The following is a 14,261-nucleotide window of genomic DNA, read 5'->3' as shown; positions in this document are numbered from 1 at the left end:
AGCGCTCCCATCGGGTCTTTTCGGCGGCTGGCGAACCGTAGCAAGCGCTCGCCAGCCGATTCCATCCGATTTCAGTCAGTTGCGCGCACTCGACGTACCGACACGTTCCGCAGGGGGCGCCAGGCGACCGCTGTCATCACCACCATTGCCACGAAGGCGATCGCGAACGGTGCAGCCAGACCGTACTGCTGCGCCAGTACGCCGCCAAGCGCGGAGCCGATCGCGGCGCCACCTACTGAGGCCAGTAGGTACACGCTGTTCACCCTGCCCATCAGAGCGTCCGGTGTGGCCAGCTGACGCGCTGTAGTCGACACGATGCCCCACACCACCGCGTGAACCCCGAACACCGCCATGGTCGCGCCGGCGACCCATGGGTTCTTGGTGAGCGCCAGTATGAGGTGGACCGTCGTCTCGATGACCAGGCCGGCGCGGAGCAGGGTCACGGGCCCTACGCGTGGCTCCAGGAAGTGGTACGTCGGCATACCGAGCACACCGCCCACGGCACCGACCGACACGAGCAGACCGAACTGTGTCTCGCTCAGTCCCAGCTGCTCGCGCGCGAACAGCACCCAGGTCGCGAAGGCCGCGCAAAAGGTGATGTTCATGACCAGGATCGACAGAGCGAGCGTCCGTACGCCGGTGTGGTGCCAGAGCCACCGGACTCCCTCGCGCACCTCGTGCAGTACGGCTGAGCGACTGGTGTGGTCGGGCAGCGGCGGCCGTACGGCGACGCGGGCGATCAGGGTCGCTGCGGCGGCGAAGGTGATGGCATTGAAGACCAGTGGAATGCCGGCGCCCGCAGCGAACAGCAGTGCGCCCAGTGGAGGCCCGCCGAGCTGCTGCAGCACGGTGCCGCTGGCGAACAGTCGAGCGTTGGCCTTGCCTAGGTGGTCCTTCGGTACGGCGCTCACCAGCAGCGCGCCGGATGCGTTATCTGCAAGCGTTTCCGCCGTACCGAGGAGGAACAGTGCGACGTAGACCGCCCAGAGCGGCGCAGTGTCGAGCAGTACGGCGAGACCGAGCGCGGCCAGGACGATCGCGCGAAAGGTGTCCGCGGCAACGATCATCAGCCGGCGGTCGAGCCGGTCGACGAGAACGCCGCTGAACAGAGCGAAGAGCAGCCACGGCAGTTGCTGCACGAACGCGGCGGCACCGACCGCCGCGGGTTCGGTGGTGATGGAGGCGACGAGCAACGGGCCGGCGGCGATCAGGGCGCCGTCGCCGAGGTTGGAGATGATCGCGGCCGGGAAGATCTTGCGGAAATCAGGTCCGAGTTCGGACGGGAACGCGTACGCACCGAGGGAACGCATGGGAACTCCTGAGGGCATGACGAAGCGATGGACGCCGGCTGTCCAGCCGGCCGGTTCGCCCGGTCAGAGCGTCAGCGCGCTGACCGGCCGGCGTGTGCGATGCCCTCGAACGACCGAGACATTGCTCCCACCTCCGTCCGTACCCTCCGCGGCAACCCGCCGCTGCGCCGACCCTACCGGCCCCTCCCCACCCCCGCACTCGGTTTCCACCCGGTATCCTCAACCCGCGGCGACAACCGCCAGGAGGGTTCGCATAGCGGCCGAGTGCGCTGGTCTTGAAAACCGGTATGGCGGGTGACCGTCATCGTGGGTTCGAATCCCACACCCTCCGCCAAACTCGGCGCAGAATCGTGCGCTGAGCTGCGGAAACACCATCCGCGACGGATCGGGACCGTGTCCGGCCGTCAGTGACTGTGTCCGACCAACACCGGCCATATCCGGCCATCTGTGCCCGTATCGTGCCCGCGCTGGACGAGGTAGTTTCGTCCCTCCGCGTGGGCGAAGCCGCTTGCTTGAGCCCCGCCGCCCCCCGTGTTTCAGCCCGTCCTGCCGTGCGAGGGCTGAAACACGGGGGGCTTGGACTCGGGACAGCTGGGACAGCCCTCGTCTGCTGCCGTCCCAGACATATCCGCAGGTCAGCACCGCTTCTGCGACAGTGGGACACCTGGGACAGCCTTGCGGGCCGGGGCAACATCGAAGTGCGTCACGTCCTACCGCTGCATATCTCCCGCACAACGACGCGCCCTTGTGACCTCGCGCTGGTGTGCGCGAACAGCCATCGGATGAGTTCATCGTGGCGTGGACTACTCCTCCAGCGCGCCGAACTTCTGCAAGCAAACGCCCGGCGACACGCCCGAATCTGCCACGTGAGATCGACCAGAGGAGGATTCAGTTAGCAGTCGGCATGCGCGATCGGCCACCCACGCCGTACGCCCACCGAATCGCGCGCTTCCGAGCGCGTCACTTCCGTGATAGGAAACGGTATGCAGATTGACTCGCTAGCCTTTGCTTCAATCAAGGGCTTCGATGCGCGCCAAGAGATAGGTTTGAAGAACCTGAATCTGATATACGGCGCCAACTCATCAGGTAAGAGCTCGATCTTTCAGGCGCTGCTCCTGCTGCAACAGAGTGCGCAACGAGCATACGGGGCTGACCGTGGTGTCCTAGAGTTCCGCGGAAGTTCCGTCGACCTCGGGGGGTATCGAACATTCGTTCATCGCCACGAGACCAAGCGGCCCTTTACAATTGAATTCGGTCTTAGTGATCAAGTTCGTCGACCCGACAACCATGGAACGATGTTCTTCACAGGCGAGATCCGGGTCGCCCTCACGTTCGGTATTCTGGGCGATGATCCGGAACCGGATGTAGTTGCTGTCCGAATCTCGGATGCGAAGAATGCCGTGTCGTTTAATCATGCCGGAGAACCCGGCATCCTTCGCCTGGCTGACAGCAGTTCCGCTCAGTCGATGATTCAGATATGGGCAAATAGTTGGGCGGAACGAGATAAGAACCCGTACGACCTTCCATCTCGCTACCGCAGATCTATAGGTGATTGGCTCATGAGGCAGGAGTTCAGCCTGCATGGTTGGTTCCCTGTCTTGCCTCTGGCGTTGATTCGCGGCCCTAAGAAGCGTGAGTCTAGCAAGGGTGATTCGTTCCGCGATGATCTGATCGAAAATCTGATATACCGCTGGTATCAGTGGCAGACCGATTTTGCATACGAGCTTTTCGAAGTGTTGGGCCGAATGATCTACGTCGGTCCATTGCGGGAGTTCCCGCGTAGAGTCGTGACGGAAGCTAGTAATGTCGAGGGTGTCGGGGTTCGTGGTGAGCGACTTGTTCTTCACCTGGCGCGCCGGCAGGATCTCATCGAGAGAGTGAACGACGCGTTTCTCGCACTTGACATCAACTATGAGCTTACCGTCGAGCAACTGAAGGCCTACGGCACAGAAGATGCACTTGGCGACGTTGCGATTGCGGTTCTGAAAGACAAAGTGACGGGTGTGTCTGTCAGCCCAGCCGACGTGGGTTTCGGATTGTCCCAGATCTTGCCGGTCGTTGTTCAGCTCGTCGGGAATACCAACAAGATTATCCTTGTCGAGCAACCTGAGATCCATCTGCATCCGAAAGTGCAGAGCAGGCTCGCAGATTTGCTGATCGCCTCAAGTGTTGAGAACAACAACACGATTCTCGTGGAGACTCACTCCGAGCACTTGCTTCTCCGAGCGCAGCGTCGTTTGCGAGAACGGTCCGTAAAGGGATTCACTCCCGCGAAGTTGGGGATCCACTACGTCAGCGCCGCGCGTGGGAAGCGCCTCGTTCAGACCCTGAGGATCTCTGATAACGGGAGTCTTGTCGATCCATGGCCAGAGGGATTCTTCGATGAGCGCATGGACGACCTATTCGCAGGGGTGTGATGAATGTTCGCGTTGGTGGGGGTCGTCTCCTTAGGTGATGAGCAACCCGAACAGAACTACAAGGTCTGGGGCTCGTTAGCTGAAAAGCTAATGCAGACCGCTCTAATTGTGAAACCAGCAGTGGCCGCTCAGAAAGAACTTGTCGGCATCTTGCAGCAAATGCCGCTGGATGTTCAGAGTAAGTGGTCGGAGCTCATCAAGTGCCGTCTGGTGCAGAGCCTAACGTTTCCATGTCAAAAGTGCTCCAGCCCGGCGCAGGTCAGTCTGGCGCTGGCTGCCGCAATTTCAGTGCAGTGTTCGACCTGCGGCGGTGATCTGGAGATTCCGGAGGATCTTCTCCATAATTCTTTCTTGGATATGGTGAGGCGTGAACAAGCGTCGGGAATGGCGGAGGGTACACCTTGCGCGACGCAGATGGACAAGGCATTCGGACTGCTTTGTCATGCAGCAGATACGATCCTCGTGATTGATCGCTATGCTATCTCAGACGCCTTTCGCCTCTTCTCGAACGGGAGTAATCGGACCGGCCTGCAGAGATTTATTCGCCTGGCGGACCGGAATAACGTCCAAGAGCTTCGACTGGTGACGAGTTCGGGGATGCAGGTTAATGGATCGACTCTCGGGCCCCGCGACGTGGAGGCGCGGCTACGATCGATTCTTGCTGCTACGCCTAGAAAGGCGATTCAGATCAAGCTTGATATTGTCAAGAAGCGCGTCGCGATGCAGCACATGCATGATCGATGGATCGGGTTCTCCTGGGGCACGGGAGGTGACGTGTCTTGGACGCTGGGGAAAGGTCTTGCGCAGTTCAACGGTCCCCGAGCGCGTACGGAATGTGCGATGGCGCGGCAGAACGATTCCTCAGCAAGCAAGCTCGCGACGTTTGTAGCAGCCGACATCGAGCACTCGGCGACTCTTTAGCGACTGCGCGACCGAGAGGTGGAGCGGTCAGGTCGGCAAGGCGGGGGAATCACGGTCTTACATGCCGACCTGACCGGACCTAGGACAGCTCCCTGCGGAGCTGGGTGGCAAGTTCCTGCACCTCGCTGCGGGCGATCGTTGATCCGAAACGCTCGGACAGAAGATCGTCAACCTGGGTGACAGCCATCGAGACCCCGCAATCGAAACCTTCGTCGTAGCCGCGCCGCCAGGGCGAGTGACGATCGAGCGGGCGACGTACTTGTCGGCGCATCAGTCGTCCAGCCATTCTGCGCCGATCTCGTCTCGGTGGTAGCCCTGGTGGTGTCCAAGGGTGCAGCTCCGGCCGGTGGTGGGGTTCTTCCCGTCGCAGTCGATTTCCTGTGCAGACCGCAGGAGTGGCCATCCGGCGGCATCCCTCTCTGGCCCCCGCGTCGTTTCGGTCATGCCCGGATCATGACCCACGTGGGTGCGCCGGATCGATCATTCCCGTGTATCCCTCGGCATCGGGAGACAGGGATACAAAGCGTGGGTGACACTGGGGTTATGTCGTTCGGGAGCCGTCTCCGGGAGTACCGCGACCATCGCGGGTGGTCGCTGGCCGACCTGGCACGCGCGACGCACTTCAGCCGGTCCTACCTGTCGAACGTGGAGAACGGCCGGAAGCCTGCGACCGACGACATTGCACGGGCGTGTGACGCGGCTCTGCGGGCGAAGGGCGAGCTGATTGCGGCGGCCCGCCACGATGCGACCGCGAAGCTCAATGACACGCCATGGCAGACAGCCGAGCTGGTGTCCCGGCTGCAGTCGTCGGACACGACACCGAACACCATCGAGGCGCTGCACTCGACCGTCGAGGAGTTGTGCTGCCAGTACAACCGCAGAGATGCGCTAGAACTGCGCCACGAGGCGCACGACTGGCTTCAGTACGTCGGCACCCTCCTGCGACGTCCCGTTGGACTCAGGGCGCATACAGACCTGCTGGTGGCCGGCGGGTGGCTCGCGCTGCTCGCGGGATGCGTTGAGTACGACCTCGGCATGGGGACCGCTGCGGAGTCCACACGCGTGGCCGCCGCCCAGCTCGGGGCGGAGGCAGGTCACCCGGAGATTGTTGGGTGGGGGCACGAGATGACTGCGTGGTTCGCGCTGACGCAGGGCAGGTTCCGGCAGGCCGTCGACGCGTCGAGGCGCGGGCAGGCAGTTGCTCAGGGCACCAGTGTTCAGGTGCAGCTCATCGCCCAGGAGGCGAAAGCGAGGGCTCGTCTCGGTGAGTCTGGGTTGTCGACCCTGCTTGAGTCTGGCCGTCACCTGCTCGGTGAGTTGCCGTACCCAGATCGGCCGGACAACCATTTCAAGGTAGATCCGGCGAAGTGGGACTACTACGCGATGGACGTGCACCGCATGGCACAGGACGACGCCCAGGCGAGCGAGTACGCGACGTCCGTCATCGGCGACAACATCGCGCCCGACGGTACCGAGCTGAGTCCGATGCGAATCGCTGAGTGCAGGCTAACGTTGGCGTTCGTCGCCGGGCGCGACGGTGACCTAGAGCAGGCTGTCGGCCTCGGCGTCGATGGTCTGAAGGATGGTCGGCAGAGCAAGGTGCACTTGCGGATGATCGCGAGCGAGTTGGACCAGGAGTTGCGGCGGCGGTTTCCCGGAGAAGAGACGGTGATCGGCTTGGAGGATGCTCTCCGAGCCGTCTGAGGACATGACATGACGGCTGCGTTTGTCCGGCACCCCGAGTTCGGCGCGCACTGCGCTGCGCCACTCAAGGCCCGCATGGCGGGTGACCGTCATCGTGGGTTCGAATCCCACACCCCCGCTCAAGTGGCCTCGAAGGTTGCTCTGAGCTGCGAAAACACAAGGCCGTAGCTCTGGAGCATGGCTGTCCGGCTGGTTCAAGCACCCGTGTGTTCCAGCCCTCGGGACCTGCCCGTGACGGTTGAGGCATACGGGTTAGATCGCGACGGTTAGGTAGGTGGCGGCGCGCTCCACTCCTGAGCGGCCCGAAGTTTGCATATGCCTTCCTTCAGTCTTTCGCTGTTCTGGGTGGTGTCAGTGGGTGTCGAGGGTGTCGAGGTCTCGGGTGGCGAAGCGGTAGTGTTCCCAGCCTTCTCCGAGGATTACGCGTAGGCAGGAGCCTGTGGTTTCGGGGGAGGAGCTGTGGGGGTTCTTGCGGGGTGTGTCCAGTTCGGCCGGGGTGACTGTGGCGAGGAGGTCGCGGACCATGCCGAAGCGGCTGGCGTGGGCTTCGAGGACCTCGGCGTACGGCGGGTGCTCGGTCGAGCCCGCTACGCCGTAGCTCAGGCCGAGTGGGTGGAAGTCTTCCCGTTCTAGGACCGAGCGACCGAGCCAGAGGTCGATGGCGTGGACCAGGTGCCGCAGTGTCTGGGCGAACGACCATTCGCCGCCGACCGAGACGTCAGCCGTGCCCGCGGGCATGTTCGCGACGCGCTCGAGCGCTGCGGCCCAGGTCTGCTCGACCGCGGCCCAGGCGGCGCGGAGACCGTCAGGATCCTTGGCCAGCCGCTCCGATCGGCCGGGGAACCGGCGGTTCAGCTCGTCGTCGACATACCCCGCGATCTCGACACCGTTGACCGTCAGGCTGCCGCCGGGCTCGACGATCCACGGCGCGTCGATGTCCGCGCCCTGGATGTCGACGCCGCGCATCACCACACCTCGCAGATCCGATTCGACGAACCGGGCGCCGCGCAGATTCGCCTCCACGAACTCGGCCCCGACCAGGTCATCGGACTCCCCGAACTTCGCCATTCCCACTCCCTCGGTAGATGTCCCGGCGAGCCTAACCGTGACCTCGGACACAAAAGTCGTGCACGAGACCTGCGGCCCGTGGTGAGGTCGAGGGAATGACCGAGCGCGGCGGAAGGAACTGGTTGTGGACGTTCTGAGTGCGGCGGAACGAGTGGGCTTCGCGAAGCGGGACCAGACGCGGTTCGAGGGTCTGGACGGCAAGACGGACCTACGGCTACCCGAGGACGCGGAGGAGTTGCTGGCGTACTGCGGTGTGCACCCGGCTGATCGTGACGCGATGCTGGCGGCGCGTCCGGACCCGGACCGCGACCCGGAATGGTGGGCGATCACTGCAGCGCTCGCAGGGGAGGTCGAGCGGGACCTGGATCTGGCACTGCCTCCCACTGGTTTCAAAGGCTGGCCCGCGGTGCCGGGCGATGCGTCGCCGGTGGGACTGTTCGCAGCGGCGTGGGCGTTGCTGGCCAACCTGCAACGCGTGCGTGAGCTGCAGGCGCAGCGGGGTGTGCCGGAGCCGGTGACCGTGTCTACCGTGGCGGCGCTGGGCGGGGTGATGCAGACGCACCGGCACATCTTCGGCTGTGCTGGTGTCGGGCTGATGCCGCTGTGGAGTCCGCCGCTGCGCTTCCGCGGTACCGACTACGAGATCGGCCGGCACGCGTTCACCCGTACCCAGTTGGGCATGGGCGATGGTGTGTCCGGTTATGTGCTCTCGCTCCACATCCCACCGAGTGGTCGGCTGGACGCACAGGAGTCGGAGGAGTCGGTCGCTACGGCGGTTGAGTCGTTCAAGCGCTGGTACCCGGAGGAGCCGATCGCAGGTCTCGTCTGTCACTCCTGGCTGCTGGACCCGCAGTTGGCTGAGTACCTGCGCCCGGACTCGAACATCATGCGTTTCCAGAGCCGCTTCGACATCCTCCCGCAGCTGCCATCAGAGGACCCGGCCGAGGGTGACCGCGAGCTGATGCGGCTAGGACTGCACCTACCGGTACCTGAGGATCAGCTGACCGACGAGGACCTCGACAACGTCCCGCAGGACACCACACTGCAAAGAGCCTTCGTCAAGCACCTGCGAGCGGGCGGGCATTGGTACGGGCGGACGGGCATGCTGAAGACATGGAGCTGACGATCCCGGTTGGACAGGACACCGTTTGGGCTGAGCATCTCGCTGGCGACGGTGTGCCGATAGTCCTGCTGCATCCGGGCATCGGGGACTCACATGCGTGGGACCTCGTGATGCCCGGGCTCAGCGGGCATCGGGTCCTTCGGTACGACGTCCGCGGGTACGGGCGTTCGCCGCGGCCGACACAAGAGTTCTCGCTGACCGAAGACCTGGAAACAGTCTTGGACCAGCTGAACCTGGAGCACGTGCTGCTGGTGGGCTGCTCGATGGGCGGCGGTACGGCGCTCAGCTTCGCGCTGGCCCACCCGGAGCGGGTCCGCGGCCTGGTGCTGTTGTGTCCGGGCGTCCCCGGCTTCCCGATGCCCGAGGAGCCCGAGCTGGACGCAGCGTACGCCGTACTGGAAGCGAACCGGGATGTGGAGGGGTTGGTGCAGTTCGGGCTGCGCCACTGGGCTGCGGCGGGTGCTGACGAGGTTGCGGTCAGCCAGCTGCGCGCGTCTGTTCCAGCGTGGTTTGACCAGAGCGAGTACCTGAAGCCGGATCCTCCTGTTTACGACCGGCTCCACGAGATCCAAACGCCGTCTGTCGTCATGGTTGGGGACAAGGACCGGCCGATCCTCGCAGCTGTGGCCGGCGGCACGTTCGCACGCATCCCCGGCTGCGAGTTCGTCTGGCTGCCTGGCGTTGACCACTTCCCGAGTCTCCGCGAACCGCAGGTGGTGACCGACACCATCCTGCGGTTCGCCTAGGCGTTCACCCAGCGGTCCAGTACAGCTGCTGCTCGGCCACTGTCCACAGCCTCCTGACAGCGCTCGAAGCAATCAGGCAGCTGGTCCAGGCCGGCCTCCAGTGACAGTGTCGCCAGGGCCGCGGCAGCGTTGAGCAGTACGACGTCCCGCACCGGGCCGCGCGCTCCGTCGACCAGTCCTCGCAACTGCCGCCCGTTGAATGCAGCATCGCCACCACGCAGCTCAGCCAGGGACGAGGGTCGTAAGCCCAGTGAACGCGGGTCGAACACCACCTCCGAGGCAGAACCGCCATGCACTACCCAGAGCCGCGAATACCCAGTAGTGGTGAGCTTGTCGAGCCCGTCGTCGCCGCGTGCGACCAGCGCGGACCGGCCACGCCGAGCTAGGGCGCTGGCCAGCACAGGCAGCATGCGCGGGTTTGCTACGCCAACGAGTTGGTGCTGCGGGTCAGCCGGGTTCAGCAACGGTGCGAGCACGTTGAACGCGGTGGGGACCGCCAGCTCACGCCGTACCACCGCAACTTGCCGGAGGGCCGGGTTGAAGCGTGGAGCGAACAGGTAGGTCAGTCCGACATCAGCAGCCATCCGGGCGGCGTCCGCAGCGGTCAGGTCGAGTGGAACGCCCAGATGCTCGACCAGGTCGCCAGAACCGGCTGCTGACGACGATGCGGCGCGTCCACCGTGTTTGACCACCGTGACACCGGCAGCGGCGGCAACCACGGCTGCCATCGTGGAGATGTTCGCTGCGCCGGTCCGGTCGCCGCCTGTGCCGACGATGTCCACGAACGGTCCACCGATCCGCACCGGTGTCGCGTGCGAACGCAGTACGTCGGCCAGCCCGTTGAGCTCGTCGGCGGTCTCGCCTTTCGCGCGCAGGGCGATCAGGAACCCGGAGATCTGGGACGGCGACGCCTCGCCCAGGACCAGTTGGTCCATCGCCCAGCCGGTGTCCGCCGTCGACAGGTCGGAGCCGGCCAGAAGCGCGGAGATCAGACCGGACCACGTCCGGAGTGTTGTTGTTGCCATCGGCATTCCTCAGGGTGCTGGTCGCCCACGAGGAGAACATGACAACGGCCGCCTCGCAGGAGACGGCCGGGTGGGTACGCGCGGATTCAGGCCGTCAGGTCGACGGCCCACCACATACTCGCGCGCTGGAACATGCCACCGACCTTAGCGCACCCGGATGTGGTCGACGACAAAGCTCGGGATGTGGTCCCGCCCGGACTGCTCCGGGAAGTCGAAGACCGCGAGCATCAGCTGCAGCGGGTACGTCGGCGCGCCCGCGCAACTCCGGATCGCGGCGCCGTCGACGGAGAACGTCGCCGTACCGGCGGACCATTCGACCGCGTACGTGTGGAGCTCCCGTACGTCGATCGGCAGCCGCACCGCCTCGAAGTCCTGCGGTACGGCGGGGTCGCGGATGGTCTTGAGCCCCATGCCCACCGCAGTGGAGCCGGGAGCCAAGGCGTCGCCGAACACCTCCATCACACAGATCTCGCCGCAGCGGTCGGGCTCGTCCTCCAACCCGACCATCCAGAGCGACACCATGGAGCCTGGAGCGATGTCGGCGCGGGCGCGGAGCTCGACGTACCCACTGTCCGGTGTCAGTCCCCAGAACGGCTCCTGCTCTTCCTGGACGAGCAGACCGTCACGGTACGGCTGCTGGCCGACCGTGCTGCCGACAGGACCCGAGTAGTTGCCCGACTGCACCCCTGAGACCCGCAGGTCCGGGTGGTGGTCGCCGGCGCACCACAGGTCCTGCTCCACGGGGATGCTCAGCGTGAGGCAGGAGTCGGCCAGCTGGTACGTCGCAGCGGAGGCGGCGCGGGAGCTCCACTGCGGCAGGTAGTGCGGCGACCAGACCGAGAGGTCCAGGGCCGGCCCGTCGAAGTTGTCCGCGAAGGCAGTCATGCCCCTATGATCCGCTGGCTTGTCACATCATGGTGGGCTGATCCGTCAGGGCGTTGAGGAGGTACCGGTGAACGAGCATGAGCAGCTGGCGCGGCGGTTCGAGGAGAACCGCGGGCACCTGCGTGCGGTCGCGTACCGGATGCTCGGATCGTTGCCCGAGGCCGAGGACGCCGTACAGGAGGCCTGGCTGCGGCTGAGCCGTACCGACGTGAGTGACGTCGGCAATCTGGCGGGCTGGCTGACCACGGTGGTGTCGCGGGTGTGTCTGGACATGCTGCGCAGCCGCAAGTCGCGGCGGGAGGACTCCCTCGACACATACGTGCCGGATCCGATCATTGGTGCGCCAGGGCCCGAGGACGAAGCGGTCCAGGCGGACGCGATCGGGCTGGCGTTGCTCGTCGTACTGGAGACGCTGTCGCCGGCGGAGCGGCTGGCGTTCGTGCTGCACGACATGTTCGGGGTCGGATTCGACGAGATCGCCACGATTGTGGACAAGTCGCCGGCCGCGACCCGTCAGCTGGCGAGCCGGGCGCGGCGGCGCGTCCAGGGCGCGCCGGCCAGTGATGGGGACGTCAGCAGGCAGCGGGTCATCGTCGAGGCGTTCATGGCTGCCTCGCGGGGCGGCGACTTCGAGGCGCTGCTGGCACTGCTGGATCCGGACGTGCTGCTGCGCGCGGACGCGGGCACGGCGACCGCGGAGTTCGCCGGACCGGCTGTGTCGAAGCTGGTCCGCGGTGCGCGGGCCGTTGTCGAGCAGGCACTGCTCTTCAGCCGCATGGCGCCGTACACCCAGCTGGCTCTGGTCAACGGGCTGCCCGGAGCGATCACCATCGTCAACGACCGTTTGATGGGCGTCATGTCGATCACCGTGACCGACGGCAAGATCACCGAGATCGACATCCTCGCCGACCTCGACCGCCTCGAGGTCATCCCGCTACCAGCCTGAGCACCCGCTGCGCCTGCGCCTCCGCGGTCCCCGGTGGATTGCGGTGCGCGCTCGGCCCGCCAGGCCCGATCAGCGTCAGCCAGAACCCGGCCCACAGGCAGCGCGCCGCCCGGAAGCGTTCGGGGTCGACGGAGAACCGGCGTACCAACGGGGTCGGGTCGGCCTGCCGCCAGGACAGGTGTTCGACCAGGTTCGCCAGCTCGACCGTGCGATCGCCCGACCCAGTGTCCTCGAAGTCGACGATGCGAACCTGAACGCCGTCCCACAGGTAGTTGGCGAGGTTGGGGTCGCCGTGCGCAACAACCGGGTCTTGTACGACGCTCAGGTCGGGGGGCTCGTTGTCGAGCCAGGTACGGGCGGCGTCCGCGATCACGTCGCCGCGGTCGGCCAGTGCGGTGAGGCCGGCTCGGGTGCGGTCGACCAGAGCGGTGAGATCGATCGGCTGGAGGTCGCCGAAGGGGGCTGACCAGAGGGTCTCGAGGGCGTTGCCCAGAGCTGTGGTCTGGGTGAGCGGGGCCTCGAGGGGGCGGCCGGGGATGAGGGTCATCGTGATCCACGGAGGGTCGGCCGTGGAGGACGTGAGAGGGATCGGGGTCAGGTCGGGCGCCGTTCGGGACAGGAGGGCGAGGGCGGCCCATTCGCGGGCCGGCTCGTCGCGCACCCAGGATGTGTAGCGCTTGGTGAGGGTTTGTCCGGAGATGTCGACCGTGTGAGTCATCGAGAAAAGTTTGGCGGACGTGTCGAGTCCCGGCGATCTCCTTCGACGTATGAGCAGGAAGCGGATACGGCGAAGGAGCGGGATCAGATGTCTACGCAGGCGATTGCAGCGGTTGCCAGTGACCTCGTGGCGGGACTGCTCGGGGCGGGTTTCAACGGCGCCGTCCGGCTGCCCGGAGAGCCGGAGTACGACGAGCAGCGGCGTTCCGTGATCCCGTCGGTGGACTCGCGTCCCCTCGTCATCGCCGAGGCGTACGGGCGGACCGACGTCCAGGCCGCGGTGCGGACCGCTCGCGAGTACGGCGTACCGATCGCCGTGCAGGCGACGGGACACGGCACGCGGGTGCCTGCTGACGGCGGGATCCTGGTGAAGACCACCCAGATGACCGGCGTACTGATCGACCCGGAGCGCCGGATCGCCAAGGTCGCGCCGGGTGCCCGCTGGGGTGCGGTGCTGGACGCCGCGCGGCAGTTCGGGCTCGCGCCGCTGTCCGGGTCGCACCGCGACGTCGGCGTCACCGGGTACACGCTCGGCGGCGGAGTGGGCTGGCTGGCCCGCAAGTACGGGTTCGCGGCCGACAGCGTGATCCGCGCCGAGGTCGTCACCGCCGACGGCCGCGCCGTCACCGCGAGCGCCGAGCAGCACCCCGATCTGTTCTGGGCGATCCGCGGCGGCACCGGCAACTTCGGCATCGTCACCTCGCTGGAGTTCCGGCTGTACCCGGTCCGCGAGGTCCACGCCGGCATCGTGTACTACGGCATCGACCGCGCCGCCGAGATCCTCCGCCGGTACCGCGACTGGACCGCCGCGATCCCCAACGAACTCAGCACCGCGGTCGTCCTGACCCGCGTCCCCGGCACCGAGCAGCGCGCCGTCGCGATCAAGGTCCTGTACGCCGGCCCGGCCGACCTGGCCGAACACCTGCTGAAGCCACTGTTCGAGGTCGCCGGCCCGCGGCTCGCCGGTGAGCTGACGACGATCGAGTACGCCGACGCCGCGATGGGCGGCACGCCCGCTCGCCATCTCGACTTCCTGGACACGCTGACCGACGAGGTGATCGACGGCGTCACCGAACTCGAGGACGCGACGGTCGAGATCCGCCACTGGGGTGGCGCGATGGCCCACCCGGGTCCCGGCGCCGGACCGATCGGTCACCGCGAGGCGCCGTACTCACTGATCATCGACCGCGAGGTCGCAATACCCACGTCGGGCCGGACCTTCGTGAACTTCCTCGGTGACCCTGGTCGGGCGGAGACGGCGTACGGCGCCGCAGAACTGCAGCGGCTGCGCGAGGTGAAGCGGGCCTACGACCCGACCAACTTCTTCCACCTGAACGCCAACATCAAGCCATAGAAAAGCGGCCCGGGTCCCCGCCCCGGGCCGCTCTCCAAGACAAGA

General features: G+C 65.7%; 13 protein-coding genes and 1 tRNA gene. 8 read left to right on the top strand and 6 right to left on the bottom strand.

Translation table 11 applies throughout. From position 1 onward, the window contains the following. Window positions 1-71 precede the first annotated feature (71 nt). Window positions 72-1,310 carry an MFS transporter gene (locus E0H92_RS00830; protein WP_131495059.1) on the bottom strand — a complete coding sequence of 413 codons (1,239 nt, stop codon included), beginning with the start codon at window positions 1,308-1,310 and terminating at the stop codon, window positions 72-74. Between the two features lie 242 nt (window positions 1,311-1,552). Between E0H92_RS00830 and E0H92_RS00825 the strand changes: the two genes are divergently transcribed. The 3 genes from E0H92_RS00825 to E0H92_RS00815 all read left to right on the top strand — a co-directional run bounded on the left by E0H92_RS00825 (window position 1,553) and on the right by E0H92_RS00815 (window position 4,648). Then, window positions 1,553-1,644: transfer RNA gene (locus E0H92_RS00825), tRNA-Ser, on the top strand. A 649-nt stretch (window positions 1,645-2,293) separates the two neighbouring features. Further along, complete coding sequence (locus E0H92_RS00820; RefSeq protein ID WP_131495058.1) at window positions 2,294-3,727, top strand: DUF3696 domain-containing protein; 1,434 nt, start codon at window positions 2,294-2,296, stop codon at window positions 3,725-3,727. Between the two features lie 3 nt (window positions 3,728-3,730). Next, window positions 3,731-4,648 carry a hypothetical protein gene (locus E0H92_RS00815; protein ID WP_131495057.1) on the top strand — a complete coding sequence of 306 codons (918 nt, stop codon included), beginning with the start codon at window positions 3,731-3,733 and terminating at the stop codon, window positions 4,646-4,648. Between the two features lie 79 nt (window positions 4,649-4,727). Here E0H92_RS00815 and E0H92_RS00810 read toward each other — a convergent pair whose 3' ends face one another. After that, window positions 4,728-4,934, bottom strand: a complete 207-nt coding sequence (locus E0H92_RS00810; RefSeq protein ID WP_131495056.1) for a hypothetical protein — start codon at window positions 4,932-4,934, stop codon at window positions 4,728-4,730. Between the two features lie 257 nt (window positions 4,935-5,191). Between E0H92_RS00810 and E0H92_RS00805 the strand changes: the two genes are divergently transcribed. Further along, complete coding sequence (locus tag E0H92_RS00805) at window positions 5,192-6,352, top strand: helix-turn-helix domain-containing protein (RefSeq protein ID WP_131495055.1); 1,161 nt, start codon at window positions 5,192-5,194, stop codon at window positions 6,350-6,352. 351 nt (window positions 6,353-6,703) lie between these two features. Here E0H92_RS00805 and E0H92_RS00800 read toward each other — a convergent pair whose 3' ends face one another. Beyond that, complete coding sequence (locus E0H92_RS00800) at window positions 6,704-7,420, bottom strand: DinB family protein (RefSeq protein ID WP_131495054.1); 717 nt, start codon at window positions 7,418-7,420, stop codon at window positions 6,704-6,706. A gap of 124 nt (window positions 7,421-7,544) precedes the next feature. On the opposite strand from E0H92_RS00800, the gene E0H92_RS00795 reads away from it, so the two are divergent. Both E0H92_RS00795 and E0H92_RS00790 read left to right on the top strand, forming a co-directional pair. After that, window positions 7,545-8,543 carry an acyltransferase domain-containing protein gene (locus E0H92_RS00795; RefSeq protein WP_131495053.1) on the top strand — a complete coding sequence of 333 codons (999 nt, stop codon included), beginning with the start codon at window positions 7,545-7,547 and terminating at the stop codon, window positions 8,541-8,543. Next, entirely contained in the window at window positions 8,534-9,289 is a 756-nt protein-coding gene (locus E0H92_RS00790) for an alpha/beta fold hydrolase (RefSeq protein ID WP_131495052.1), read from the top strand. The genes E0H92_RS00795 and E0H92_RS00790 overlap by 10 nt, the downstream gene beginning before the upstream one ends. On the opposite strand, the gene trpD is transcribed toward E0H92_RS00790, so the two are convergent. Then, window positions 9,286-10,314, bottom strand: coding sequence for an anthranilate phosphoribosyltransferase (trpD, locus tag E0H92_RS00785; protein ID WP_202873485.1), 1,029 nt, complete (start codon window positions 10,312-10,314; stop codon window positions 9,286-9,288). The genes E0H92_RS00790 and trpD overlap by 4 nt on opposite strands. A 144-nt stretch (window positions 10,315-10,458) precedes the next feature. Further along, window positions 10,459-11,199 (bottom strand): glycoside hydrolase family 16 protein, encoded by a 741-nt coding sequence (locus tag E0H92_RS00780; protein WP_131495050.1) that lies wholly within the window; start codon window positions 11,197-11,199, stop codon window positions 10,459-10,461. Between the two features lie 67 nt (window positions 11,200-11,266). Here E0H92_RS00780 and sigJ point away from each other — a divergent pair, with 67 nt between their 5' ends. Further along, on the top strand, window positions 11,267-12,145 hold the full coding sequence (gene sigJ / locus E0H92_RS00775) for an RNA polymerase sigma factor SigJ (RefSeq protein ID WP_131495049.1): 879 nt from the start codon (window positions 11,267-11,269) through the stop codon (window positions 12,143-12,145). Here sigJ and E0H92_RS00770 read toward each other — a convergent pair. Beyond that, a complete protein-coding gene (locus E0H92_RS00770; RefSeq protein ID WP_131495048.1) occupies window positions 12,126-12,863 on the bottom strand; it encodes a phosphotransferase family protein in 738 nt (245 codons plus the stop codon). The genes sigJ and E0H92_RS00770 overlap by 20 nt on opposite strands. An 87-nt stretch (window positions 12,864-12,950) precedes the next feature. Between E0H92_RS00770 and E0H92_RS00765 the strand changes: the two genes are divergently transcribed. Further along, a complete protein-coding gene (locus E0H92_RS00765) occupies window positions 12,951-14,216 on the top strand; it encodes an FAD-binding oxidoreductase (RefSeq protein ID WP_131495047.1) in 1,266 nt (421 codons plus the stop codon). The last annotated feature ends 45 nt before the right edge of the window (window positions 14,217-14,261 follow it).

The organism is Kribbella speibonae, assembly GCF_004331375.1.
In the GTDB taxonomy this organism is placed as follows: Bacteria; Actinomycetota; Actinomycetes; order Propionibacteriales; family Kribbellaceae; genus Kribbella; species Kribbella sindirgiensis.
The sequence above is the reverse complement of the archived record's forward strand: the minus strand, read 5'-3'. Positions and strand labels throughout refer to the sequence as shown.

Bases quoted from the DNA above. Each gene is read 5' to 3' on its own strand.
- E0H92_RS00830 (WP_131495059.1), bottom strand. From the start codon at position 1,310: ATGCGTTCCCTCGGTGCGTACGCGTTCCCGTCCGAACTCGGACCTGAT.
- E0H92_RS00820 (WP_131495058.1), top strand. From the start codon at position 2,294: ATGCAGATTGACTCGCTAGCCTTTGCTTCAATCAAGGGCTTCGATGCG.
- E0H92_RS00815 (WP_131495057.1), top strand. From the start codon at position 3,731: ATGTTCGCGTTGGTGGGGGTCGTCTCCTTAGGTGATGAGCAACCCGAA.
- E0H92_RS00810 (WP_131495056.1), bottom strand. From the start codon at position 4,934: ATGGCTGGACGACTGATGCGCCGACAAGTACGTCGCCCGCTCGATCGT.
- E0H92_RS00805 (WP_131495055.1), top strand. From the start codon at position 5,192: ATGTCGTTCGGGAGCCGTCTCCGGGAGTACCGCGACCATCGCGGGTGG.
- E0H92_RS00800 (WP_131495054.1), bottom strand. From the start codon at position 7,420: ATGGCGAAGTTCGGGGAGTCCGATGACCTGGTCGGGGCCGAGTTCGTG.
- E0H92_RS00790 (WP_131495052.1), top strand. From the start codon at position 8,534: ATGGAGCTGACGATCCCGGTTGGACAGGACACCGTTTGGGCTGAGCAT.
- trpD (WP_202873485.1), bottom strand. From the start codon at position 10,314: ATGGCAACAACAACACTCCGGACGTGGTCCGGTCTGATCTCCGCGCTT.
- E0H92_RS00780 (WP_131495050.1), bottom strand. From the start codon at position 11,199: ATGACTGCCTTCGCGGACAACTTCGACGGGCCGGCCCTGGACCTCTCG.
- E0H92_RS00770 (WP_131495048.1), bottom strand. From the start codon at position 12,863: ATGACTCACACGGTCGACATCTCCGGACAAACCCTCACCAAGCGCTAC.
- E0H92_RS00765 (WP_131495047.1), top strand. From the start codon at position 12,951: ATGTCTACGCAGGCGATTGCAGCGGTTGCCAGTGACCTCGTGGCGGGA.